Source organism: Aeromicrobium sp., from assembly GCF_023146395.1.
Taxonomy (GTDB): Bacteria; Actinomycetota; Actinomycetes; order Propionibacteriales; family Nocardioidaceae; genus Aeromicrobium.
Map to the genome: position 1 here is coordinate 83,473 of NZ_JAGLCD010000017.1, position 24,021 is coordinate 107,493.

The following is a 24,021-nucleotide window of genomic DNA, read 5'->3' on the forward strand; positions in this document are numbered from 1 at the left end:
CTCATCCGCGACTGGGCCGCAGGCGCAGCGAGGCGACGCGCAGCACCATGCGCTCCGTGGCGTACTCGGCGTCGGCGGTGGCGCCCTTGACGTCGAGGTCGGCCTGGGCGACGGCCGCGAGAGCACCCTGCAGCCCGGCGGGGTCCCACTGGTTCAGCTGACGACGCATGCCCTGGATCTTGAACGGCGGCGCGCCCACGTGCTTGGCGAGCTCGGCGTCGCGCAGGCCCTGCGGTGCCGTGGCGAGGCGCACGAGCTGACGCAGGCCCGAGGCGACGGCCGAGACGATGACGACCGGCGACGTGCGTGCCGCGAAGGCCCAGCGCAACCGCTCGACCGCGATGTCGAGACGACCGTCGAACACCGCGTCGGCGATCTCGTAGCCGCGGACCTCGGCGCGTCCCCCGAAGTAGCGTCGGACGATCTCGACCGAGACCTCCTCCCCCTGCGGCACCGAGGCGACGAGCTGGTCGGCCGCGCCGGCCAGCGCACGCAGGTCGAGGCCGATCGCCGTGACCAAGGTGCTGGCCGCCTGCTCCGACATCGCGGCGCCGAGCTGACGGACCTCCTGCCGCACCCAGGCGGCGTGGTCGCGCTCGTACTTGGGGGCCTCCTGCTTGGCCTCCGACACGGTCGTGGTCTTGCGCAGCTTGTCGAGCAGACCGCGCCCCTTCTGCCCGCCGCCGTGCACCAGCACCAGGGCGACCTCGGCCGCCGGCTCGGCCGCGTAGGCGAGCAGCTCCGCCTGGACGTCGTCGGCCAGGTCCTGCAGGTCGTGGACCACGACGGCGCTCGACGCGCTGAACAGCGACGGGCTCGTGAGCGTCAGCAGCTCGCCCGGCACGAGCTGGCCGCCGACGGCCTCGCTGATCTCGCACTCCGGGTCCTCGGCCAGCACCGCAGCCACGGCTCGGCGGCGCGTGCGGTCGGCGAGGAACTCCGATCCACCCGTGACGAGCAGGATCCTGCCGAAGACTGAGGGCACGGGCCGAGTCTAGTCGCGAGTCAGGACATGGACTCGACCGTCACGCACGACGACGCCCAGGTCGCCCTGCAGGTCGGTGCGCCACCACGCGGCGCCGAGGGTCGCCAGCAGGTCGAGCGTGGAGGGCGCGGGGTGTCCGTAGGTGTTGTCGCGTCCCGCACTGAGCAGCGCGACCTCGGCCCCGGTGGCCAGGACGAAGTCACGGTCCTGGTGGGCGCTGCCGTGGTGGGGGACCTTGAGGACGTCGGCACTCACGTCGGCCCCGGATCGCAGGAGCGCCCGTTGGGCCTGGGGCTCGATGTCACCGGTCAGCAGGAAGCGGACGCCGTCGACCTCCAGCCGCAGGACGAGGCTCAGGTCGTTGCGGTCCTCCCCCAGGGCGGCGTCGCGGTCCTGCGGCCACAGCACCTCGAGCCGCACCTGCCCGGCCTCGATCACGTCGCCCGCGGCTGCCGTCGCAACGGGGATGCCCGGCACGTCGGGCCCGCCGGAGGGACCGGTGACGACGGCATCGACCTGGCGGCCGCGGAGCACCCCGGCCCAGCCCGCGACGTGATCGGCGTCGGCGTGCGTCATCACGAGCGCCGCGACCCGCTGGGCGCCCAGCCCGTCGAGGCAGCGGTCGATCGGACCGGGCTCCATTCCCGTGTCGATCACGACGACCCGTCCGTCACCGGCGTCGACCACGAGCCCGTCGCCCTGCCCGACGTCGCACGCGACGAGCACCCAGTCGTCGGGTGGCCACCCCGGGCTGGGGGGCCGCCACACGACCACCGCGAGCGCAAGGACCACGCCGATCGCCACGACAGGTCGCCGCAGCATCCACCACAGGGCCGCGACCGAGAGTGGCACGGCGAGGAGGCTCAACCACCAGGGACCTGCCCACCCGACGGCCGCGCCCTCGAGCCCGCCGGCGACGCGACCGACCGCGACGATCCACCGCGCCCCGAGCGCCGCGACCGTGCCGGACCACGCCCCGACGGGCTCGAGGGCCAGCCAGAGCAGACCTCCCAGCAGTCCGGCCACGGTCGTGGGGGCGACGGCCGGACCGGCGACGAGGTTGGCCAGCACCGCGACGACCGAGACCTCGCCGCTCAGCGCCACGAGCGCTGGCGTGCAGGCCACCTGCGCCGCGAGCGGCACGGCGACGGCGACCGCGATCCAGCGCGGGCACCATCGCAGACGATCGGCGAAGGGCGGCGCCAGCAGGACAATGCCGGCCGTGGCGCACACCGACAGCACAAAGCCGGGTGAGCGGCCGAGCCACGGGTCGATGGCCAGGAGCGCCAGCACCGCGACGGAGAGGGCCCGCACCCCGCCTGCGCTACCGACGCCGATCGCGACCACGCCGACGAGCCCCATGGCTGCCGCACGCAGGACGCTGGGCTCCGGGCGGGCGACCAGCACGAACCCGACGACCGCCAGCACCGCGAGCAGGGACCACCCCCGGCGACGGACTCCGGCGACTCGCGCCACGGCCAGGACCGACGCCAGGACGATCGTCAGGTTCGTGCCGGACACGGCCAGCAGGTGCGTGAGACCGCTGCGTCGGAAGTCCTCGTCGAGGTCGTCAGGGATCGCACCCACGTCGCCGTCGACCAGGGCCGGCACGAGCGCCCGCGGCGCGAGCGGCTCGTGCGCGACCGCCCCGCGCACGCCCGCTCGGACGCGCTCGCTCATGGCCCACCACCACGGGACCCCGGGCAGCAGCTCGAGATCGACGACGCGCAGCACCGCGACCTCGTGGGTGTCCTCCGCAGGAGCGGCACGAGCCGAGACCCGCACCGACCGCCCGACCGTGAGCCGTGACGCCTCCACGTCGGTCGCGGCGGGGCCCGACACGAACAGCGTCACGCGGCCGGCGTCCGCGACCCCGCCGAGGCGCGAGGTCGCCGCACGGACCGCACCGGTGATGACGATGCCCTCGCCGCCGGGTGCCCGGTAGGTGCGGGCGTCGATCGCGATCTCGACGACCGCGTCGACCACGACCCCCTGGCGCGCCCACTCCCGCACCGGCGACCCTTCGACCGCCGCGAGCTGCCACGCGGTCGAGGCCGCCACGGCGCCCACGAGGCAGGCCGTCACCACGACCACCGGACGCCTGCTGACCACGACGGCCAGGAGCAGGCAGACCGCCGCGGCGACAAGGGTGACACGGGAGGACTGGCCGACGCACCAGGCGGCCACGCCCCAGGCGATCACGGCGGCCGGCGCGAGACGCAGGTCGTGACGCGGCCGCAGCGCTGGCTCGCGGTCCGAGGACGTCTCAGACCGTGACGAGATCACGCAGGTCGCCCAGGGTGGCCTCGCCGATGCCGCGGACCTCGAGCAGGTCCTCGACCCGGCTGAACGGTCCGTTGTCACTGCGCCAGTCGACGATCGACTGCGCGGTCACCGGACCGACCCCCGGCAGCTCGTCGAGCTGGTCGACCGTGGCGGTGTTGAGGTTGGTGAGCCCACCGGCCGACCCCGGACCAGCCGCGGGCGCGACCGGCGCGACGCCCACCAGGACCTGCTCGCCGTCGACGAGCTTGCGGGCGAGGTTGAGCGAGGTCGTGTCGACCGCCCCGGCGAGCCCACCCGCGGCCTCGATCGCCTCGTGCACGCGAGAACCGGCGGGGAGTGTCACGATCCCGGGGCGGGCGACGTGCCCCGCGACGTCGATGACGATCTCGCCGGTCTCCACGGGACCGCCACCGTCACTGCTACCGCCGCTGCCGTCGACCGGCCCGCTCGTGAGCCCGGCGACCGACGTGTCGGGAACGCCTGCCGGCGTGGACTGCGGCCGGCCCGTCAGCACCGACCAGACCAGCAGCACCGCGACGGCGACCACGACGGCTCCGACGACCCGGACGTGCAGCTGGGTGACCCGCCGTCGGACGTGCGAGCGCGCAGGCGCGGGCGCGAGGGCGGGCGACGACCCCTCCCGCGCCGCGGCCACGGACGGAGTGCTCGGGGAGGCGCCGTCGGCATCCGACGGTGGCACGTGCTCCTCGAAGGACGCCACGAGCTGCGCCAGGCGCCGCCGGGCGATCTCGGCCCGTGTCTCCTCGGTCTCCACGTGCCGACGCTAGGTCCGGTCGGCGCCGTCCGGGAGCCGGCTGGAGCAGCCTGTGGACGAAGAACGGCGGTGGACGACCGCGATCGGGCGCAGGATCAGTGCGGCGTGATGGTGACCGCGACGGTGCCCGGCCCGACGTGCGCACCGATCACGGCTCCGACCTCGTCGACCGGGATCGACTCGAGGTCGAGGCGCTTGGCCAGACGCTCGGCAAGCTGGGTCGCGACCTGGTCGTTCGCCAGGTGCTGCACCCCGATGTCGAAGGACCCGTGCTGCTCGGCAGCCGCGGCGGCGAGGGCCTCCATGCGGGCGATCGCCTTGCCGGAGGTGCGCACCTTCTCGAGCGGCACCACGAGTCCGTCGGTGATCGTCAGCAGGGGCTTGACGGCCAGTGCCGATCCGATCAGGGCACCGACGGCGTTGACGCGCCCACCGCGGCGCAGGTACTCCAGGGTGTCGACGTAGATCAGGGCGGTGGACGCCTGTCCGGCCGCGCGCGCGACCTCGGCGACGTCCTCCGGGCTGCGGTCCTCGCCGCGCGCCCGAGCCGCGAGACCCGCGGCGAAGCCCGTGGCGAGCCCGACCTGGCGCGAGTCGACGACCGAGACCGGGACGGGCGAGCGCTTGGCCGCCAGCATCGCCGAGTCGGCGGTGCCCGACATCCGGCTCGACAGGTGGACCGAGACGATCGAGGTGGCCCCTTGCCTCGCCAGGCCCTGGTAGACCTCGGCGAACTCGTCCGGGTTGGGGCGCGAGGTGCTGACCGGCACGAAGTCCTTCAGCGCTGCGGCGATGATGTCGGCCGACGCGTCGACGCCCTCGGTGTAGGTGTCGGCGCCGACGATGACGCTCAGCGGCACGACCGCGATACCCTCGCGCTCGGCGTCAGCCGGGTCGAGCGAGGCGGTCGAGTCGGTCACGACCGCGACGCCCCCGGGGAACGCCGCGGACTTCTTGGTGCGTCGCTTCCCGGTCATGGGAGAACCGTACAGCCGGCGGCCACCACGGTCCGAGGAGTCGCGCGCGTCAGACGACGATGTTGACGAGCTTGGGCGCGCGCACGACGACCTTGCGGACCTCGCGCCCGTCGATCGCCCGCTGCACGTTGGCCTCGGCGAGGGCGAGCTCGGTGAGCTGCTCCTCGGACGCCGCGGCCGGCACGTCGAGCTTGGCGCGCACCTTGCCCTGGACCTGCACGATGCACAGGACCGTGTCGTCGACGAGCAGCGCCGGGTCGGCGACCGGGTAGGGCTCGCGGACGATCGAGGACTCATGACCCAGACGGGCCCAGATCTCCTCCGCCAGGTGCGGTGCGAAGGGGGCGAGCATCAGCGTGAGGGGCTCGACCGCCGCGCGCGAGGTGACCTCGGCCTTCGTGAGGTGGTTCGTCAGCTCGATGAGCTTGGCGATGGCGGTGTTGAACCGCAGGCCGTCCATGTCGGCGGCCACACCGTCGATCGTCTTGTGCAGCACCGAGAGCGTGGCGTCATCGAGGTCGGCGTCGGTCGAGACCGTCGCACCGGACTCCTCGTCGACGACGAGTCGCCACACCCGCTGCAGGAACCGCTGGGCGCCCACGACGGCGCGGGTCTCCCACGGCCGGGACACGTCGAGTGGGCCCATGCTCATCTCGTAGACGCGGAACGTGTCGGCGCCGTAGGCGTCGTACATCTCGTCCGGCGTCACGACGTTCTTGAGCGACTTGCCCATCTTTCCGTACTCACGCTGGACGGGGTCACCGTTCCAGGTGAAGGTCGACTCGCCGGCGTCGGAGACCGTCTCGACGACCTCGTCGGCCGGCACGTAGGAACCGCGCGCGTCGATGAAGGCGTAGGCCTGGATGTAGCCCTGGTTGTAGAGCCGGTGGAACGGCTCCTCGCTCGAGACGTGCCCGAGGTCGAACAGCGCCTTGTGCCAGAAGCGCGCGTACAGCAGGTGCAGCACGGCGTGCTCGACGCCGCCGACGTACAGGTCGACGCCCCCGGTGCCCCCGGACTCGCGCGGGCCGAGCCAGTACGCCTCGTTCGCGGGCGACACGAGCTGGTCGGTGTTGTGCGGATCGGCATAGCGCAGCTCGTACCAGGACGAGCCGGCCCAGTTGGGCATCGTGTTGGTCTCGCGGCGGTACCGCCGGGGGCCGTCGCCGAGGTCGAGCGTGACGTGCACCCAGTCCTCGGCGCGGCCGAGCGGAGGCTCGGGCTCACTTGTGACGTCGTCGGGCTCGAACGTGCGCGGTGAGTAGTCCGGCACCTCGGGCAGCTCGACGGGCAGCATCGAGTCCGGCACCGCGATGGGGTTGTCGTGCTCGTCGTAGACGATCGGGAACGGTTCGCCCCAGTAGCGCTGGCGACTGAAGAGCCAGTCGCGGAGCCGGTAGGTGGTGGTGCCCGTGCCGTGGCCGTTCGCCTCGAGCCAGGAGACGATGCGCGCCTTGGCATCCTCGACCGTCAGACCGTCGAGGCTCACGTCCGCGTTGCTGGAGTTCACGAGCGTCTCGCCCTGCAGGACCTGGACCGTGGGCAGGCCCAGCACCTCGGCGAACTCGGCGTCACGGGCGTCACCGTCCGGCACGGCCATGATCGCGCCGGTGCCGTAGCCCATCAGCACGTAGTCGGCCACGAGCACCGGCACCTGCTCGCCGTTGACCGGGTTGGTCGCGGTGCTGCCGGTCAGCACGCCGGTCTTCTGCTTGTCGGCCTGGCGCTCGACGTCGGTCTTGGCGACGGCCGCGGCGCGGTACTCGGCGACCGCGTCGGCCTGCTCGGGCGTCGTGAGGGCCTCGACCAGCGGGTGCTCCGGCGAGAGCACCATGAAGGTCGCACCGAACAGCGTGTCGGGCCGCGTCGTGAAGACCCGGATCGGGCCGGCGGCACTCGCGAAGTCGACGTGGGCACCGTGCGAACGGCCGATCCAGTTGCGCTGCATGAGCTTGACCGGCTCGGGCCAGTCGACCCGGTCGAGGTCGTCGATCAGGCGGTCCGCGTAGGCCGTGATGCGCATGTTCCACTGCCGCAGGCTGCGCGTGAACACCGGGAAGTTCCCGCGCTCGGAACGGCCTTCGGAGGTGACCTCCTCGTTGGCCAGCACGGTGCCCAGACCCGGGCACCAGTTGACCGGGGAGTTCGAGACGTAGGCCAGCCGATGCTGGTCGATGACCGACGGATCAGCGGTGCCGAGCTTCTCGACGAGCTCGGCGATCGGCCGCGCCTTCTGGAGCTCGGGATCGAACCAGGCGTTGAACAGCTGCAGGAAGATCCACTGCGTCCACCGGACGAACTCCGGATCGATCGTCGCGAAGGAGCGCCGGTCGTCGTGACCCAGGCCGAGGCGCCGCAGCTGGCGGCGCATGTTGACCATGTTGGCCTCGGTGTTGGTGCGCGGGTGCTCCCCCGTCGAGATCGCGTGGATCTCCGCCGGCAGCCCGAACGCGTCGTAGCCGAGGGCGTGCAGGACGTTCTTGCCCAGCATGCGCTGGTGGCGGCCGACGACGTCCGTCGCGATGTAGCCCAGCGGGTGTCCGACGTGCAGTCCCGCGCCCGAGGGATAGGGGAACATGTCCATGATGAAGTACTTCTCGCCCAGCTCGGCGGCGCCGGCGTCGGCGAGGTCGCCCTCGGGGTTGGCCGCGTGGAACGTGCCCTCGGACTCCCAGCGGTCCTGCCAGCGCTGCTCGATCTCGGCGGCCAGCTCGGCGGTGTAGCGCGAGCTCATGCCGGCGTGCCCCCGTCACGCAGCTGCATCGCGGGCAGCAGCTCGCCCAGCTGGTTGTCGAACATCGACAGGGCTGCGCCGATCGCCATGTGCATGTCGAGGTACTGGTAGGTGCCGAGCCGCCCGCCGAACAGCACCTGCGGCTCCGCGGCGGTGCGCTCGCGGTACGCCAGCAGCATCTGGCGGTCCTCGGGGGTGTTGACGGGGTAGTACGGCTCGTCGTCACCTTCGGCGAAGCGCGAGAACTCCCGCATCACGACGGTCTTGTCCTGCGGGGCGTCACGCTCGGGGTGGAAGTGACGGAACTCGTGGATGCGGGTGTAGGGGGCGTCGGAGTCGGCGTAGTTCATGACCGAGGTGCCCTGGAAGTCACCGACCGGGAGCACCTCCTGCTCGAAGTCGAGCGTGCGCCACGACAGGCGGCCCTCGGCGTAGTCGAAGTAGCGGTCGACCGGCCCGGTGTAGACGATCGGCAGCTGGCCGAGCGTCTGGGCCTTGCTCGCGTCGTGGGAGTCGTCGAAGAAGTCGGTGTCGAGCCGCACCTCGATGTTGGGGTGGTCGGCCATCCGCTCGAGCCACGCGGTGTACCCGTCGACCGGCAGGCCCTCGTGGGTGTCGTTGAAGTAGCGGTTGTCGTAGGTGTAGCGCACCGGGAGTCGGCTGATGATCTCCGGCGGGAGCTCGGTGGGTGAGGTCTGCCACTGCTTGGCCGTGTAGTCGCGGATGAACGCTTCATACAGCGGGCGGCCGATCAGGCTGATGCCCTTCTCCTCCAGGTTCGAGGCCGTGGCCGACTCGAACTCGCCGGCCTGCTCGGCGAGCAGCGCCCGGGCCTGGTCGGGCGAGTACGCCGAACGGAAGAACTGGTTGACGGTGCCAAGGTTGATCGGCAGCGGGTACACCTCGCCCTGGTGCACGGTGTAGACGCGGTGCACGTAGCTCGTGAAGGCGGTGAACCGGTTGACGTACTCCCACACGCGCTCGTTGGAGGTGTGGAACAGGTGGGCCCCGTAGCGGTGCACCTCGATACCGGTCTCGGGCTCGAACTCGCTGTACGCGTTTCCGCCGAGGTGGGAGCGGCGATCGATCACGACGACCTTCTGGCCGTGCTCGGCCGCACGCTCGGCGATCGTGAGCCCGAAGAAGCCCGAACCGACGACCAGCAGATCAGCATTCACCACGGAAGTTCCTTCTACGTTGGAGGACGTCGCGCGCGCGAGGCGCAGCCGTCAACGTTACCGGAGGCCGCGGGCTACACTCGCTGCGACCGTCAGGGCGCCACCGGGTGCCGGAACGCATGAGGAGAGCAAGTGTCGGTGCGCGCGGGTGATCCGGTGTCCGAGTTGGTCGACCCGGGCCGCGGTCGAGGTCTCGTCGACGTCGCCCGGCGCCGCTATCTGTTGCACCTGTTGACCCGTAAGGACGTGCAGGTCCGATACCGCGGCTCGGCGCTCGGCTGGGCCTGGTCCTTCGTCAAGCCCGCCGCGCTGTTCACGGTGTACTTCCTGGCCCTGGGCGTGTTCCTGCGCCTGAACGACTCGATCGAGCGGTATCCCGTCTACCTGTTCTCGGGCCTGATCCTCATCAACCTCTTCAGCGAGGCCTTCACCAACTCGACCCGGTCGCTCGTCGACAACGGGGCGTTGATCAAGAAGATCTACCTGCCCCGCGAGCTGTTCCCCGTGGCCACGATCTACGTCGCGATCGTCAACTTCCTGCCGCAGGTCGTGATCCTGCTCGGCGTGTGCCTCGCGGTCGGGTGGTCGCCGTCGATCGCCCAGGTACTCGGGGTGCTCCTCGCGATCGCGATCGTCATGATCTTCGCGCTCGGCCTGGGCATGCTGTTCGGCGCCGCGAACGTCGCGTTCCGCGATGCACAGAACTTCGTCGAGCTCATCGTGATGGTCGCCCCGTGGGCCTCGCCCGTGCTCTACCAGTGGGACATGGTGCGCAACGTCGTGCCGGACTGGCTCTTCACGCTCTACCAGCTCAATCCGCTGACGTCCGCCGTCAACCTGATGCACCACGGCTTCTGGCAGCCGACCACCGAGGCCGGCAGGATCGCCCCCGACGTCTGGCTCTTCGCCGGCATCGCGCTCCTGACGTCGATCGCCACGCTCGCCCTGGGGCAGCTCGTCTTCCGTCGACTGGAGGGTCGCTTTGCCCAGGACCTCTGAGGGACCCCGCCGGGTCGCCGACCACACCGCAGACCGGACGTCGATCGTCGTCGACGACGTCCGCAAGACCTTCCGACTCCGCCACACGCACTCGCTCAAGGAGGCCTTCGTCGCGAAGATGCGCGGCAAGGTCGTGAGCTCGACGTTCGATGCCCTTCGCGGCGTCGACTTCACGATCGAGGCGGGCGAGTCGGTCGCGCTGCTCGGGTTCAACGGATCGGGCAAGTCGACGCTGCTCAAGCTCATCTCGGGCGTGCTGCGCCCGGATGCGGGCACGATCCGCACCCGGGGGCGCATCGCCGGTCTGATCGAGGTCGGCGCCGGCTTCCACCCCGACCTCTCCGGACGCGAGAACGTCTACCTCAACGCCGCGATCCTGGGCATGAGCCGCGACGAGATCGACGCGCGTTTCGACGACATCGTCGAGTTCAGCGAGATCGAGAAGTTCATCGACACCGAGGTCAAACACTACTCCTCGGGCATGTTCCTGCGTCTGGCGTTCTCGGTCGCCATCCACACCGAGGTCGACATCCTCCTGGTCGACGAGATCTTGTCGGTCGGCGACGAACCGTTCCAGAAGAAGTGTCTGGCGCGCATCCGCGAGCTGCACGAGGCCGGGCGCACGCTCGTGGTCGTGAGCCATGACCTCGACATGGTCGCGCGGCTGTGCGACCGCGGGATCTTGCTGTCCGGCGGCGAGGTGCAGTTCGACGGCCCTGCGACCGAGGCCGTCAGCCGCATGCGCGCCGCGGCACCGACGTTCTCCGACGTCCCGACCTCGCACCCCTTCTTCAGCCACATCGAGTGGGCCTCGTCGGAGGGCGTCGCCACGGGCTGGACGGTCGACGGACAGCGCGAGTTCCGGCCGGCCGAGCCGGTCGATCACGCGGCGCTGTCAGGGTTTCTGCAGCACTTCGGTGGGCCCTCCGGACGACGCACCGCCGATGCGCCAGCACTCGAGACGGTCGCCACCGACACCGCCGCGATCGCCGACCGGGCCGCGTTCGCCGCGCTCGTGCACGAGCTCGCCGGTTCCCCCGAGGTCGCCCTGCCGAAGAAGCCACGCTTCATCGACGTTGCACCCGATCACGAGCACGCCGCAGCGATCGAGTGGCTGGCCGCCAGCGGCATCACCGCCGGTTGGTCGGTGCCGGCCGGCATGGAGTTCCGCCCCGAGACCGCGCTCACGCGCGAGGCGGCCGTGGTGTTCCTGCACCGCTACCGCGACTGGGCCTCGCGCCAGAAGGACGCCCGCTCCCCCGACCCGACCTGAGGGCTGTCGGGAGCGACTACACCCAACCGCGATCGCGCAGCCACATCCCCGACGCGTTCGGCGCCAACCCCGGAACCAGGGTCCAGTGGCCGTAGAAGACGACGTACCTGCCATCGTCCGAGATCGAGCCGCCGACGTAGGGTCCGACGCCTGCAGCACCTGCGGTCGACACCGAGACACGCTCGGTCGTCTCGGCCTCCAGGTCGCGGACGAAGACGTCACTCTGTTCGTTGACGTCGCCGGGGACGAGGTCGGGAACGCCGCTGGCGAAGACGACGGACTGCCCGTCGCTCGTGATCTGGAACGGCAGAGCCGCTCCACCCGACCGCGCTCCGGTCGGTGTCACCGACACCATCGACGTGCTGCGGGCCGTTCGGTCGCGCACGTAGACCTGCCACCTGCCCGGCGGGATCCCCGATGCCAGGCGTGAGGATGAGGAGGCGAAGGCCACCCGCTGCCCGTCCGCTGAGATGGACACTCCCGCGGACCATCCGTCGAACTGTGGTGTTTGCTCGCCCGTACTGGTGACCGAGACCCGTTCGGTCAGTCTCGTCTGCCGATCGTGCACGAAGACGTCCTCAGCCTCGTTCGTGTCTCCCGCGACGACGTTCGCCGACTGCGTGACGAAGGCGACGTGGCGCCCGTTCGCCGAGAGGTCGAAGCTCCCGACGGGGAAGTAGCCGGACAGCTCCCCCGTGCTCGACACCGAGGCGGGCGTGGTCGTGCCAGCCAAGCGATCGCGGACGAAGATCTGATTCGATCCGGTGTTCGGGGCGCCGGGCACCAGGTTGGACGAGGTCGAGTGGAAGGCCACGACCTGCCCGTCGTCGGACACCTGCGACCCGAAGTACGCCGAGTCACGGTTTCCCTGCTCGCCCGTGCTCGAGACCGACACCCGCTCAGTCGCTCCGGTCTGGCGATCGTGAAGGAACACGTCGATGTGCGCGTTCGTGTCGCCGGGCACGAGATTGGTCGCTTCCGAGACGAACGTGACGTATCGACCATCACTGGAGATGTCCGGACGTCCGTAGGTGGCCGAGTCCCGATTGCCCTGCTGACCGCTGCTCGAGACGGAGACGCGTTCGGTCCGGCCGTTCCTGAGGTCGCGGACGAAGACGTCACGCTGCTGATTGGTGTCGCCTTTCACCAGGTCCGACAGCGTCGAGCTGAAGACCACGAACCGTCCGTTGCCGGAGACCACTCCCGCACCCATGACGTGGCCGGGCCGATCGAGCTCCAGCATCGAGGTTCTCGGGACGGAATCGAAGCGGAACATGAAGGCCGCCATCTGCTCCCGGAGCACAGACAGCGTGCCGCGGAAGGTCCGCGTGCCGCCCGGCTCCGCATAGCCCGTGGTGACCCCGGTGCTCGCGAGCCAGCGGATCTCCCGCTCGAACGTGTCGTCCCTGACCACGTCGGTGAACGAGGATCCGGTCGGCACGGGTGGCTTGACGCCGTCGTCCTGCCAGGTCCAGAACCGGTAGAGGAACGCCGCCATCTGCTCGCGCAGCACCGGCTGCGCTCCGCGGAACGTGACAGTGCCGTCCGTACCGGTGTAGCCCGTCGTCACCTGGGTCGACTGCAGCCAGACGATGGCTCGGTAGAACGCGTGCGACGTCGGGACGTCGGCAAACGGGGACTCCGCGGGCAGCACGACGTCGGGCTCCCCCGCGAGGCGGTAGAGGAAGGCCGCCATCTGCTCGCGCAGGACCGGCGCCGACGGATCGAACCGTCGGCCGGGGGCCGAGCCGTAGCCGGTGGTAATACCTCGCTCGGCAAGCCAGGAGATCTCCCGGTAGAAGGTGTGGGGCCGGTCCGAGCTGGTCCCGGCGACGTCCACGAAGGGCGACGTCGGCGAGGGCGTGTAGGCCGTCGCGGCGTCGACCCCCGACGCGGAGCCGGCCGGGAGCGCTCCGAGCAGGACTGCGCACAGCAGCACCACTCCCGACATGTTCAGCCGCCCGATCATGGCGACATCAAAGCGCACACGAGGCTCACAGGACCTGGATTCACACCAGATTCACCCGTCGCGGGACGGACGCCTCCCGTCAGTCGGCGAGGCGGAAGTCGGCAAAGTCGAAGCCCGGTGAGACCAGGCAGCTCACGAGGGCATCGGCGCCGGTCGGCACGGTGCGCTGCCACACCCCGGCCGGCACGAGCACCTGCGCCTCGGCGTCGACGGCGCACGTGTGGCGCTCCACGTCGGATCCGGGCTGATCTGCCGTGCCAGCGAGCTCGAGGGTGACGGTCCCCGTCTGGGCGATCCAGATCTCGTCGGAGGCCACGACGTGCCAGGCCGACGACTCCCCCGCGGGCAGGAAGAAGTGGATGAGCGTGGCAGTCGCACGCACGCGGCCGTCGGGCAGCGTGACCTCGACCGGCGAGCGCCACATCTGACGGAACCACCCGCCCTCCGGGTGCGGCTCGAGGCCGAGACGCTCGATCTCGGTCACGCGAGCTCCGCCTCGATCGCGGCGCGGCGCTCGCGGAACGCGGCGACGCGGTCGCGGGTGCGCTGCGGCTCACCGCGTGTCTGCAGGTGGAGCATCCCGGGGTCGCTGCGCTCGATGCCGGCCGCGATCCGCTCGGTCGCGGTGGTCATGCGGCGCTCCACGGCGTCGAGCAGCGTCAGTGGCCCCCACTCGGCGTAGGCATCGACGACGAGCTCGATCCGGCGGGCGGTCTCGGCGGCACCGATGTCGCGGTAGAGCGGGATCGCCGTCCAGCACAAGAACGCCAGGTCGTCGATCGGGTCGCCGGGTCCCGCGAGGTCCCAGTCGATCATCGCGACGAAGTGACCGCTCTGGACGATCCAGTTGTAGGCGCCCGGGTCGTTGTGGCAGACGATCTGCCCGGGCTCGAGCTCGACCGGCTCGGCCCCGCTCTGGCGCCAGGTCCGCGGGCCATCCGGCCGGTAGGAGTCGACGAGGTCGTGGAAGTCGCGCAGCCACCCCACGGCCTCGACCAGGACCGTGTCGAGCACGATCTCGTCGTCGACCGGCACACCGCGCCCCTCGATGTACGAGACGATCTCGCGGCCGTCGTCGTCGACGCCGCCGACGTGCGGGATGCCGCCGAGGCCCTCGCCGGCGAGCCAGGTCAGCAGCTCGTGCACCGCGGGCGTCCAGGGCCCGGTGGGCCGGCGAACCGTGCGGCCGACCTTCCACACACCTCCGGACCCACCGGGAAGGTGCTCCGGACCGGGGTCGTCCGGCGTGGGTTCTTCGGACGGGGTGACGTCGCGTGACACCCTGTCATCGTGTCACACAGCCATGGTCACGGCCCCGTCGACAGCGGGCCTCCTCGCCCCGAACTCGCGCGCACGCTCGGAGGTGTCGTGGCCGCCATCGCCGTGGCCACGGGCATCGCGATGGCCATCTTGTGGCCGTCGTCGGATGACGTGCCCCGCGACATCGATCCGTTCAGCGGCGAGGGCGTCACGACGGTCGAGGCCACGGTCACCTCGCTCGAGCCCTTCGACTGTGGCAGCACCGGCGAGGTCGACATCGACAGCATGCCCACCGTCGCCGGCAGCTGCGCCAACGTCACGGCCGACGTGGAGACCGGCGAGGCTGCCGGACAGACCGCGGAGTTCCAGCTGAACTCGACCAACTTCGTGGCCGGCACCGTCGCCGCGGGAGATCGGGTGCGCCTGGTCCAGTACCAGATCGAGGGCGGCTCGTTCGGCTACGAGTTCCGTGACTTCGTCCGGGGCTTCCCCCTCGCCGCCCTGGCGATCGTCTTCGCCGTCCTGGTCGCGCTGATCGGACGCTTGCGTGGACTGTTCGCGCTCCTCGGCATCGGGGTCACTCTCGTGGCCCTCATGACGTTCGTGCTGCCCGGCATCCTCACGGGCCAGTCACCGCTCCTCATCGCCGTGGTCGGGTCCACCGGCATCATGATCGCCGTCCTGTACCTGGCCCACGGGATCTCCATCCGCACGACGTCGGCGCTGTTCGGCACGCTGTTCGGCATCGCCTTCACCGCGCTCGCTGGGCTCATCGGCACCGACTGGTCGCACCTGACCGGTCTGACCTCCGAGGACGACGCCCTCCTGCTGGCCACCGCGCCGCAGCTGCAGATGCAGGGCATCGTCGCGGCGAGCATGGTCATCGCCGGGCTCGGCGTGCTGAACGACGTCACGGTCACCCAGGCCAGCGCTGTGTGGGAGCTCCGGGCCCTGCAGCCCTTCGCGTCCGCCTGGGACCTGTTCCGGTCCGCGATGCGTATCGGGCGCGACCACATCGCCTCCAGCGTCTACACGCTCGTGTTCGCCTACGCCGGCTCGGCCATGACGGTCATGCTGCTGATCACGGCCTACCAGCGCGGCCTCGTGGACGTGCTGACGAGCGGTGAGATCGCCCAGGAGGTCGTGCGCACCCTGGTGGGAGCCATCGGCCTCGTCCTGGCCGTGCCCGTCACCACCGCGTTCGCGGTGTGGCTCGCCCCGCCCGCGCGGGATCCCGGGTCGGACCGAGAGCCGGACCGCGCGGTGGACGACTCCGGGAGCGGCGCGACGGCAGCCCCGGCCACCTGGGCGGACGAGCGCCCCTCGGCCGGGAGACGGGTGCGACGCCCGGAGGACGCGTAGGCTGGCGCCATGACCTGGTTGGAGCCCGTCCTCGTGATCGGGGGCATCCTCGTGGCCGGGTTCCTCGCGGTCTGGTTGTTCCAGCGCTCGCTCGACCAGCCCGGCGGACGAGACGGTCTGGGCACGGGCGGCAACGGGCTGGGCCTGGTCGAGAACATCTTCAGCCCCGGCCGTGGCGATGCGCGTGAAGACCTCGAGAGCCAGAAGAAGGCCGGCGCCGTGCTGCCCTCGGCCGATGACGAGGAGCCGCGCACCGACGCGGTGTTCGACGACGAGGGGCAGCTCCGCAGCGTGACCCTGCGCCGGGTGCAGCGTTCCGACGACGACTGACTCAGCCCCACGCGAGGCCAGCGGCCTCGAGCGCCTCCTCCAGCAGGCGCACGGCCCGCGGGCCCACCCCGTGAAGTGCCGCGATCTCGGCGGGCGCACGAGACGACACCTCGGCCAGCGTCGTGATCCCGGCGCTGTGCAGGGCCGCAGTCGCGGGCCGGCCGAGCGATCGCGGCAGGTCACTGTCGGCCCCGGCTTCCACGGGGGTGCGCGTGAGTCGGTCCGGTGCGCGAGACGCCCAGGAGCGGCCGATGACCGCATTGGCCTGCATCCCGTTCATCGCGTCGATCGGGATCACGACTCCCGTCGTCCGAGAGCCTCGCCTCAGCAGACGCGAGCCTGGGATGTCGAGCAGCACCTGCTCGGCGTCGTCGGCCGGCAGCTGCAGCTCGACGGACCCGCGGTCGGCGGTGACCGTGAGGAACTCGCGACCGTCGATCGCCCAGGTCTCGGCGCCGCCCTCGACCCTGCTCACCTCGGCCAACCGCCTGACGGCCGTCCGGACATGGGCGATCGTCGTCATGCGCTCGAGCGTAGCGGCGCTGGCACGGCCGTCACGATCACGGAGTCGCGGAAGGTGCGTCGCCCGGCGCGCTCGACGACCGGCCCCGCGCACGTCACGACGGTGAGGCGACGGTCTCCGGTCGTGGCGAAGTACTCCGGTTCCATGAGCTTGTCCCGCGAGGTCTGCAGCCCCGTGACGACCCACTCGCGCAGCGCCCCCTCGTCGTCGCGGGTGAAGATCCTCGAGCCCGGCGTGATGCGCGCGAGGTCGTGCAGGGCGCCGTCGACGCCCCCGGCCGCCACGTGACCCGCGAGGAACGTCGAGCCCTCGGCGGCCGCGAGCGACGGGGTCTGCTCGTCCCACCCCACGACCGCCGGGTCCGTCGGGATTTCCAACGCACCGGCCCGGGTGGCCATCGGGGTCAGGCGGGCCTGGATCTCGAGCGCGGGGACGAAGAGGGTGCCCGGATCGAGGTCGTGCGGGCCCACCTCCCGGGTCGCCCTCGGACCCTGCGGATGGGCGTTCGGCGCCGTGAAGCTGCTGACGGGCTCCGGGCGGTCGTCCGGCCACCCCACGACCACGAGTGCGGCACCCGCGACCGTCGCGACGAGCGAGGCCCCGAGCAGCAGCCGCCGTACCCGCCGCTCACGCATGGCCGCCTCCGCCGCGACGCAGCTGCCAGATCGACGACCCTGCGCCGGCACCGGCCATCGCCAGTCCCAGCACGAGCCAGAGCGGGAAGGCGGACGCGGACGGGCTGCCCGCGGGCACGGCCGGGACGTCGGGCACGAACAGGATCGTCTCCGCCGGAAGGCCCGCCTCGTCGACGACGGCCGCTCCGACGAGCTTCTCGTGGACCGGCGTCCAGGCCACCACGAACGTGGCGCACACGGCGCCGTTGCCGTCGATCACCGTGGTGCTCGAGGTGTGCACCCCGTCGGTGACGGTGGGGATCGGCTCGATCTGTCCGGCCGAAGTCGCGTGGCTCCAGTCGACCGCGTCACACCCGCCGTCGACCGGCGGCGCCGTGAGGATCTCGCCCGTGACGGTGCCAGGCACGTCCTGCGTGCCCGAGACCGTGATGACGTCGCTGAGCTCTCCCCCGAGGTGGGTCGTGCTGGCCTGCGCCACGGTGGCGATCTCGGGCGCCGCGACCATCCCGGTCTCGGTCTCCAGACCGGGCGCGGAGACGAGCTCGGTGCCTGGGGCGGCGTCGAAGGAGAACACCGCCGACCACGTGTAGCAGCCGAGCTCGGTTACCGGGACGTCCGTGGTCGTGACGTCGCCGTCACCGGTGAACGCGACCTCCTCGAGGTGCGCCTCCGAGGCCTCGCCGGCGGCGATGAGCTCGGCCCACCGCGCCGGACCGAACCAGCAGCCGAGGTCCGGGTCGGGGGCGACAGGTCCCCAGAGCGCGGCGACGAACGAGCCGCTCGCCCCACCGGTTCCGGTGATCGACACGGTGTCGCTGAAGTGCCCGCCGGGCTCGACGACGGTCGAGCTGATCTGGGTGACCGCCTCGGGCACCTCGACGAGCACGGTCTGCTCGACGCGTCCGGCCTCGTGGTCGACGCGGTAGATCGGCTCACCCTGGCTGTTGGTCGCCACCAAGGTCTCGCCGTAGGAGTAGCAGCCGCCCTGGCGGGGCGTGAACTCTCCCACGCCCACGAGCTGCTTCTGCCCACCGGTGATCGGGAGCGGCCCGAACTCGTGCGCGATGGGAGCCTCGCGCCAGTCGACGTCCTCGCACGAGCCGTCGACCGGCGGGACCGGACCGTAGGCGCGACCGGTCAGCACGGTGCTGATGGGACCCAGTCCGTCGTGGTCGTGGACGGTGCCGACGACCGTCACGGTGTCGCTGACGGGCTGTCCGACGACGACTTCCCGCCGACTCACCTCGGTGACGACGTCAGGCGGTGGCGCGACGAGCGAGGTCTCCGTGCCGACGCCGTAGCGTCCGCGGAAGCCGAGGTTGCGAGGGCTGGGTGCGTCCTCAGGCTCGCCGTCGATCTCCTCCTGCCAGACGAAGTAGCCGGGTGCCGGCAGGACCAGCGCGGGGGTCTCGACCGTGGCCGCACCGGTCTCGTCGACGGTGACCTCGTACTCGGCCGTGCCGACGACGGGAGTGCCCGCGGGCGGCTCGGCGGACTCGGTGGGCTTCTCGGTCAGGGGGCCGTAGAGCGTCGACCGACCCGTCAGGGTCGACCCCGGGCGTGCGCCCGTGATGGTGATGCGGTCGTGGACCTTGGTGCCGGGCTCGGCCACCGTGAGCACGCTCGTGTTCGTGACCGCCGAGGGCCGGTGCTCCAGGACTGCGACCTGGGCACCGGTCGCGCCGGTCAGCGGCTCGTCGCCGACCCGGGTCGTGATCATCTGGTGCCCCGGGCTCTGCGCGGGGTGGGAGTTCACGTGATTCGACGGGACCGTGGTCGAGCCCGTTACCGTGAACTCGCCGTTGCCCGTGCTGCGCAGGTTGAGCGTCTGGGGTTCTCCCGTCGAGGTCACGGTGATCGTGCTCGTGCCGCTGGCCTCGAACACGACCGGGCCCGTGACCGCCAGGTCGATGGCCCGGCCTGGCATCCAGGCACCCGGGGCCTGGATGCCGACCCCGGTGAGCTGCCAGGTCTGGCCGGGTGTGGGCGAGGTGGACGTGAGGCCGAGCGGGAGGGTTCGCGGCCCCGCGTAGGCATGCGCCTCGGCGACGATCTGGTCGACGCGCGCCCGGACTCCGACGTCGGGGGTGGCGTTCTTGTGGTTGCTGGGCACGGCCGGATCGTTCTTGACGATCGTGGCGATCGCAGCACCGGTGGTGTCGTCGAGGCCGGAGCCGTCGGGACCGGCCACGTGAAGGGCCCAGGCCGCGACCGGCGCGTGGACGCGGCTCGGCGGGGTCGTGACGGTGGGAGCAGCACGCCCGTTGCCGGTGCAGACACCGATCACGCCGTCGAAGGTCTCCACCCCGACGTACGTGGCGGCGTGGGCGTGCCCCGCCACCCGCACGCCGGCCTCGGACGCGGTGCCGGTGACGACCAGCCCCGCCCCCACCACGAGGCAGGCCAGGAGCCCTCGTGCGAGGAGCCGCCGCGCGGCCCGCTCGCGCTCGCGGCGCGCCTGCGCGGCTCCGCTCTGCTGACTGACGTGCTGGCCCATTGTGGTGCCCCTTCTCGGTTCTCACTGCTGCCCTGCGAAGGACGCTAGAGGCGAGGAAGCACGCGTCGCCCCGTCCGCGGACCCTCCTGTGGACGGCGCCGGCCTGTGGACAGACGTCCGCCGACGGCCGGCCGCCTGAGGCGAGAGCGCCCAGCAGCACGCGACCTTCGCCACCCCCGCCTACGCTCTCGACCATGGGTGGAGGCCAAGCGTGGACGTGACCGTGGGGATCGACCTGGCGGCCGAGCCCCCCGGCACCGCCGTCGCCGCGATCCGTTGGGGTGCGGGACGTGCCGTCGTCGAGGAGGTCGCCGCCCGGGCCGACGACGAGACCGTGCTGCGGTGGATGCGGCACCCGGGCGGCGCCATCGGGATCGACTGCCCGTTCGGCTGGCCTGTCGCCTTCGTGCAGCTGGTCGCCGACCACGGCGACCGCACCCTGCGGAGCCCCACGAACCGTCCCGACGGCTGGCGACGCGAGTACGTGCTGCGCGAGACCGACCGTCACGTCCAGGCCACGACGGGGCTGCGACCGCTCAGCGTGGCCGCGGACTACATCGGGCACGTCGCGATCCGGCTCGCCGCCCTGATCTCGGAGCTCGGCCCCGGGGTCGACTCCTCACTCGATGGCTCCGGAGCCATCGCCGAGACCTATCCCGCCGCGGCGCTGAAGACGTGGGGCCTGCCGCACCGCGGCTACAAGGGCGCGGCTCACCAGCCGGCCCGCGACGTCATCGTCGACTCCCTGGCCATCGCGGCGCCCTGGCTCGACCTCGGCTCGCACGAACAGGCCGTGCGGGACTCCGACCACGTGCTCGACGCCGTCCTGTGCGCCCTGGTCGCACGCGCGCGGCAGCGGGGTCTCACCGAGCTGCCGTCCGACGTCCAGCTGGCGCGCCGGGAAGGGTGGATCCACGTGCCGACGGGATCGCTTGCCGACCTGCCCTGACCCCTCAGCCCGCGCTGAGCGCCGTGGCCGCGCGGACCCGGTTGCCGTCGGGGTCGACGACCTCGCAGTCGCGTGCCCAGGGCATGTCCTCGACCGTCGCGCCGAACTCCGCGGCCACGGCATCGACGTCGTCGACCCACAGGTACACCAGGCCCGGACCCGCGGCGTCGCCCGCGTGCTGCGACAGGTGCACGCGGGCCTCCTCGCGCACGATGCCCACGTACCACGGCAGACCCGGCTCGAACTGGTGCCGAAACTCCTCGCCGAACCCCAGGCGGACCCACCACAGCAACGCTCGGTCGAGATCGGTGATCCGCAGCACGGAAGCCGCCAGGGTCGTCATGGCAGGACGCTACCGTCGCCGGGCGTCCGAGCCATCGTCCGCCACGTCCGGCGGACCTCCCCCTGGTCGCTGAGCCTCCTCCGGCTCGACGTAGGGCTCGTAGGCCACCCGACGACCGAGCCGCCGCCACCCGGGGATGGGGTAGAAGTGCGGCGGCTCATGGCCGGTCTCGGTGAACGTCTCGCCGCCCTCGAGGAGCACCGTCACGGCGGATCGCCCCGGAGCCATCCGTTCGTGCACCCTCCCCGCCACGCAGGCGTCCAGGAGCCGCACGGCAAAGTCCAGCCCGTCCGCGTCGGCCGTCAGCTCCCACCGTCCGCCGATCTCGCCGACCTGGACGACCAGCTCGTCGCCGAGCTGGACCGCGTCGAACCGGCGACATCCCCGGCGGTGTGGCTCGACGCTCAGGGTCTGCAACGTCCACGGGACGTCGGTCCCGGGGTCGTCACGGGTCACGGTGGCCGACTTCCCCACCATCTCCCGCGCCCGTGCCTCCAGCCGATCCATCACCCTCCCAGCGTAGGGGCCTGACCTCGGACAGCCCGACCGCGGACAGCGCCGCGTCCGTGCTCTGGCGCGCACCGGGGAGACCGCGCTGCGAGGATGGCGGGATGCGTCATGCCACGGCCCCGCTGCTCGCCGTCACGGTGGGCCTGGTGCTCGCCGACTCGGCGATCGTGACGCTCGCGCTGCCGGAGATCCTGCACCACCTCGACGCCACGGTGGGCGAGGTCGCGTGGGTGCTGATCGCCTACAACCTCGTGCTCGCGCTCGCCGCGGTGCCGGCGGCCCGCGCGTTCTCGCGGGCGCAGCCACGGATCTTCACCGCGACCGGCATCGCCGTGTTTGCCGGCGCGTCGGCCTGGTGCGCGTTCGCCGACTCGATCGAGATCCTCATCGCGGCCCGGTGCGTGCAGGCGCTGGGCGGCGCCCTCGCGCTGGTCGGGTGCCTGGAGCAGCTCGTGGTCGAACGCGGGGAGCGGCGCGGTGTGGCCTGGTGGGTCGCGGCGGGCGTGATCGGCACGGCGGTCGGTCCGGTGGCCGGCGGGCTCCTCACGCAGGCGATCTCGTGGCAGGCGATCTTCGTCGTCCAGGTGCCGTTCGCCGCGCTCGCGGTGCCGGCCGCGTTGGCGGTGCGCTCGACACCGCTGCCGGTCCTGCAGCGGCACCGCCCGGCGATCCGGGCCAACCTCACGCTCGCACTGCTCTCGGCGGCCCTGACCGCGGCGCTGTTCCTGCTCGTGCTCCTGCTCGTGGAGGGGTGGGGCCGTTCCCCCGCCACTGCGGCCCTGACGGTCTCGGTCGTGCCCGTCGCGGCCCTCGCCGCGCGTCCTCTGGCCCGGCTGTTCCGCTCCCCGCCCCACGTCGAGATCGCCGTCGGGTGCGTGCTGGTCGCCGGCGGGCTCGTCGCCCTGGCGATCCCGCCGTCGTCGAACCTGCTGTGGACCGTCGCGCCCCAGGGCCTCGTGGGCCTCGGACTCGGCATGACGGTCGACCAGCTCACCGCGCGGGCGATGCAGATGCGCCTGCCGCGTGCCGACCACGCGGCGTGGACGATCACCGCGCGCCACGTGGGTGTCGTTCTCGGCCTGGCCATCCTGACCCCCGTGTTCACCGCCGATCTGCGCGACGCCCAGGACCCGGCGCAGCAGGCCATCACGTCCCTCGTGCTCGACTCGCCCCTGCGCGCCCAGGACAAGATCGCGGTCGCCGAGGCCCTCGGCGGCGCTCTGACCGACCGGCAGGGGCAGGTGCCGGACCTCGCGCCTGCCTTCGACCGGATCGACGTCGATCCCGGCGAGCAGGCAGCCGTGGACGAGCTGCAGCGCGATCTCGACGACCAGCTGGAGCGGGCCGCGACTCGCGCCTTTCGCGACTCCTTCGTGATCGGCGCCGCCTTGGCCCTCGCCGCACTCGCGACGCTGGTCCCCGTGCGACGCCGGAGGTCGACATGACCCCGGTCGTGCGCTGGGCCGGCCTTCCGGTGCTCGCGGCACTGCTCGTCGCCGTCGTGCTGGGCGTCCAGGTGGCCAACGGCGGCGGCGCCTACGAACCGCTCCGGCCGGCCGACCCCTGCTCCCCCCGGGAGACCACGTCGCGGTCCGACGGCGTGGAGGGCCTGACCGAGCAGCTCGTCCTGATCGGCATCGACGAGGCCGCGTGCACCCTGCAGGTCAGCCGCGAGGAGCTCACGCTCCGTCTGGCCCGGCCCGGGGAGCGCACCGACGCCGAGATCGACGCGCTTCGAGCCGGGCTCCAGAGCGCGGTCGCCCGGATGGAGGCCGCCGGCACCCTGCCGCCAGCATCGTCCCTCGTCGACGAGGTGCTGGCGTCCGCCGACCTCAACGGCTTCGTCAAGGCAGCCATCCGTGCCCTGCCCGACGGCGTCGTCGACGCCGCGCTGAAGACCGACGACGTCCTCACCCGCGCGATCGACGATCTCGACCTCCGCGAGCTCCTCGACAACCTGACCGACCGCGACGACCTCGAGCAGCAGATCGGCGCTGCCGTCGAGCAGGCCGTCAAGGACTCGCTGGTCGATCGGCTCCGCACCGTGTTCTGAGGCTCGACCTCCGCGACCCGGAGTGCTTGACTCGCCGCATGAAGGTCGAGCGTGTCGTCCCGAACCTCAGCGTCGACGACCTGGCCGAGACGGTCCGCCAGCACACCGCGGTCCTGGGCCTGCGCGTCGTGATGGACCACGGCTGGATCGTCACGCTCGACGATCGCGACGGTCACCAGCTCAGTCTGATGACGACCGACGCGTCAGCCCCGGTGAACCCCGACGTGTCGATCTTCGTCGACGACGTCCACGAGGCGCTCGCCGCCGCCGTCGAGGCAGGGCTCGAGATCGTCCACCCCCTGACGGCCGAGACCTGGGGCGTCACGCGCTTCTTCTACCGCGACGCGTCCGGGCGGGTCGTGAACGTCGGCACGCACACCTGA

General features: G+C 71.8%; 22 protein-coding genes. 8 read left to right on the plus strand and 14 right to left on the minus strand.

What is annotated here, in order from left to right; all coding sequences use genetic code 11:
- Position 1: 1 nt before the first annotated feature.
- The 6 genes from holA to glf all read right to left on the minus strand — a co-directional run bounded on the left by holA (position 2) and on the right by glf (position 8,935).
- Positions 2-985 carry a DNA polymerase III subunit delta gene (gene holA, locus KAG51_RS12360; protein ID WP_290584111.1) on the minus strand — a complete coding sequence of 328 codons (984 nt, stop codon included), beginning with the start codon at positions 983-985 and terminating at the stop codon, positions 2-4.
- 9 nt (positions 986-994) lie between these two features.
- A complete protein-coding gene (locus tag KAG51_RS12365) occupies positions 995-3,271 on the minus strand; it encodes a ComEC/Rec2 family competence protein (RefSeq protein ID WP_290584113.1) in 2,277 nt (758 codons plus the stop codon).
- Complete coding sequence (locus tag KAG51_RS12370; protein ID WP_290584115.1) at positions 3,252-4,046, minus strand: ComEA family DNA-binding protein; 795 nt, start codon at positions 4,044-4,046, stop codon at positions 3,252-3,254. Before KAG51_RS12370 ends, KAG51_RS12365 begins: the two co-directional genes overlap by 20 nt.
- 95 nt (positions 4,047-4,141) lie before the next feature.
- Positions 4,142-5,023 carry a DegV family protein gene (locus tag KAG51_RS12375; protein WP_290584117.1) on the minus strand — a complete coding sequence of 294 codons (882 nt, stop codon included), beginning with the start codon at positions 5,021-5,023 and terminating at the stop codon, positions 4,142-4,144.
- 49 nt (positions 5,024-5,072) lie between these two features.
- Positions 5,073-7,757, minus strand: a complete 2,685-nt coding sequence (gene leuS / locus KAG51_RS12380) for a leucine--tRNA ligase (RefSeq protein ID WP_290584119.1) — start codon at positions 7,755-7,757, stop codon at positions 5,073-5,075.
- Positions 7,754-8,935, minus strand: a complete 1,182-nt coding sequence (glf, locus tag KAG51_RS12385; protein WP_290584205.1) for a UDP-galactopyranose mutase — start codon at positions 8,933-8,935, stop codon at positions 7,754-7,756. Before glf ends, leuS begins: the two co-directional genes overlap by 4 nt.
- A 156-nt stretch (positions 8,936-9,091) precedes the next feature.
- Between glf and KAG51_RS12390 the strand changes: the two genes are divergently transcribed.
- The gene (locus KAG51_RS12390) at positions 9,092-9,934 is read left to right on the plus strand and encodes an ABC transporter permease (protein WP_290584121.1); all 843 of its coding nucleotides are present in this window, start codon (positions 9,092-9,094) and stop codon (positions 9,932-9,934) included.
- Positions 9,918-11,207: an ATP-binding cassette domain-containing protein gene (locus tag KAG51_RS12395; protein ID WP_290584123.1), complete on the plus strand. Its 1,290-nt coding sequence runs from the start codon at positions 9,918-9,920 to the stop codon at positions 11,205-11,207. Before KAG51_RS12390 ends, KAG51_RS12395 begins: the two co-directional genes overlap by 17 nt.
- Before the next feature lie 16 nt (positions 11,208-11,223).
- Here KAG51_RS12395 and KAG51_RS12400 read toward each other — a convergent pair whose 3' ends face one another.
- The 3 genes from KAG51_RS12400 to KAG51_RS12410 form a co-directional block, all read right to left on the minus strand.
- Complete coding sequence (locus tag KAG51_RS12400; protein ID WP_290584125.1) at positions 11,224-13,176, minus strand: S-layer homology domain-containing protein; 1,953 nt, start codon at positions 13,174-13,176, stop codon at positions 11,224-11,226.
- Positions 13,177-13,255: 79 nt separating this feature from the next.
- Positions 13,256-13,660, minus strand: coding sequence for a cupin domain-containing protein (locus tag KAG51_RS12405; RefSeq protein ID WP_290584127.1), 405 nt, complete (start codon positions 13,658-13,660; stop codon positions 13,256-13,258).
- Positions 13,657-14,457, minus strand: coding sequence for a phosphotransferase (locus KAG51_RS12410; RefSeq protein ID WP_290584129.1), 801 nt, complete (start codon positions 14,455-14,457; stop codon positions 13,657-13,659). Before KAG51_RS12410 ends, KAG51_RS12405 begins: the two co-directional genes overlap by 4 nt.
- An 87-nt stretch (positions 14,458-14,544) precedes the next feature.
- On the opposite strand from KAG51_RS12410, the gene KAG51_RS12415 reads away from it, so the two are divergent.
- Positions 14,545-15,798 carry a YibE/F family protein gene (locus tag KAG51_RS12415; RefSeq protein WP_290584131.1) on the plus strand — a complete coding sequence of 418 codons (1,254 nt, stop codon included), beginning with the start codon at positions 14,545-14,547 and terminating at the stop codon, positions 15,796-15,798.
- A 9-nt stretch (positions 15,799-15,807) separates the two neighbouring features.
- Entirely contained in the window at positions 15,808-16,128 is a 321-nt protein-coding gene (locus tag KAG51_RS12420) for a hypothetical protein (RefSeq protein ID WP_290584133.1), read from the plus strand.
- Between the two features lies 1 nt (position 16,129).
- On the opposite strand, the gene KAG51_RS12425 is transcribed toward KAG51_RS12420, so the two are convergent.
- From KAG51_RS12425 to KAG51_RS12435, 3 genes are read right to left on the minus strand one after another with little or no spacing between them, the layout of a single operon-like run.
- The gene (locus KAG51_RS12425) at positions 16,130-16,651 is read right to left on the minus strand and encodes a hypothetical protein (RefSeq protein ID WP_290584135.1); all 522 of its coding nucleotides are present in this window, start codon (positions 16,649-16,651) and stop codon (positions 16,130-16,132) included.
- On the minus strand, positions 16,648-17,286 hold the full coding sequence (locus KAG51_RS12430; RefSeq protein WP_290584137.1) for a class F sortase: 639 nt from the start codon (positions 17,284-17,286) through the stop codon (positions 16,648-16,650). The genes KAG51_RS12425 and KAG51_RS12430 overlap by 4 nt, the downstream gene beginning before the upstream one ends.
- Entirely contained in the window at positions 17,279-19,783 is a 2,505-nt protein-coding gene (locus tag KAG51_RS12435) for a hypothetical protein (protein ID WP_290584139.1), read from the minus strand. The genes KAG51_RS12430 and KAG51_RS12435 overlap by 8 nt, the downstream gene beginning before the upstream one ends.
- Before the next feature lie 211 nt (positions 19,784-19,994).
- Here KAG51_RS12435 and KAG51_RS12440 point away from each other — a divergent pair, with 211 nt between their 5' ends.
- Positions 19,995-20,732 (plus strand): DUF429 domain-containing protein, encoded by a 738-nt coding sequence (locus KAG51_RS12440; RefSeq protein WP_290584141.1) that lies wholly within the window; start codon positions 19,995-19,997, stop codon positions 20,730-20,732.
- Between the two features lie 4 nt (positions 20,733-20,736).
- Here KAG51_RS12440 and KAG51_RS12445 read toward each other — a convergent pair whose 3' ends face one another.
- Both KAG51_RS12445 and KAG51_RS12450 read right to left on the minus strand, forming a co-directional pair.
- Entirely contained in the window at positions 20,737-21,075 is a 339-nt protein-coding gene (locus tag KAG51_RS12445; protein ID WP_290584143.1) for a glyoxalase superfamily protein, read from the minus strand.
- 9 nt (positions 21,076-21,084) lie between these two features.
- Complete coding sequence (locus KAG51_RS12450; protein WP_290584145.1) at positions 21,085-21,585, minus strand: hypothetical protein; 501 nt, start codon at positions 21,583-21,585, stop codon at positions 21,085-21,087.
- Between the two features lie 101 nt (positions 21,586-21,686).
- Between KAG51_RS12450 and KAG51_RS12455 the strand changes: the two genes are divergently transcribed.
- Genes KAG51_RS12455 through KAG51_RS12465 form a run of 3 tightly spaced genes read left to right on the plus strand, consistent with a single transcriptional unit; the run spans position 21,687 to position 24,021 of the window.
- Complete coding sequence (locus KAG51_RS12455) at positions 21,687-23,030, plus strand: MFS transporter (protein WP_290584147.1); 1,344 nt, start codon at positions 21,687-21,689, stop codon at positions 23,028-23,030.
- A complete protein-coding gene (locus tag KAG51_RS12460; RefSeq protein ID WP_290584149.1) occupies positions 23,027-23,638 on the plus strand; it encodes a hypothetical protein in 612 nt (203 codons plus the stop codon). Before KAG51_RS12455 ends, KAG51_RS12460 begins: the two co-directional genes overlap by 4 nt.
- Positions 23,639-23,676: 38 nt before the next feature.
- The gene (locus tag KAG51_RS12465; protein ID WP_290584150.1) at positions 23,677-24,021 is read left to right on the plus strand and encodes a VOC family protein; all 345 of its coding nucleotides are present in this window, start codon (positions 23,677-23,679) and stop codon (positions 24,019-24,021) included.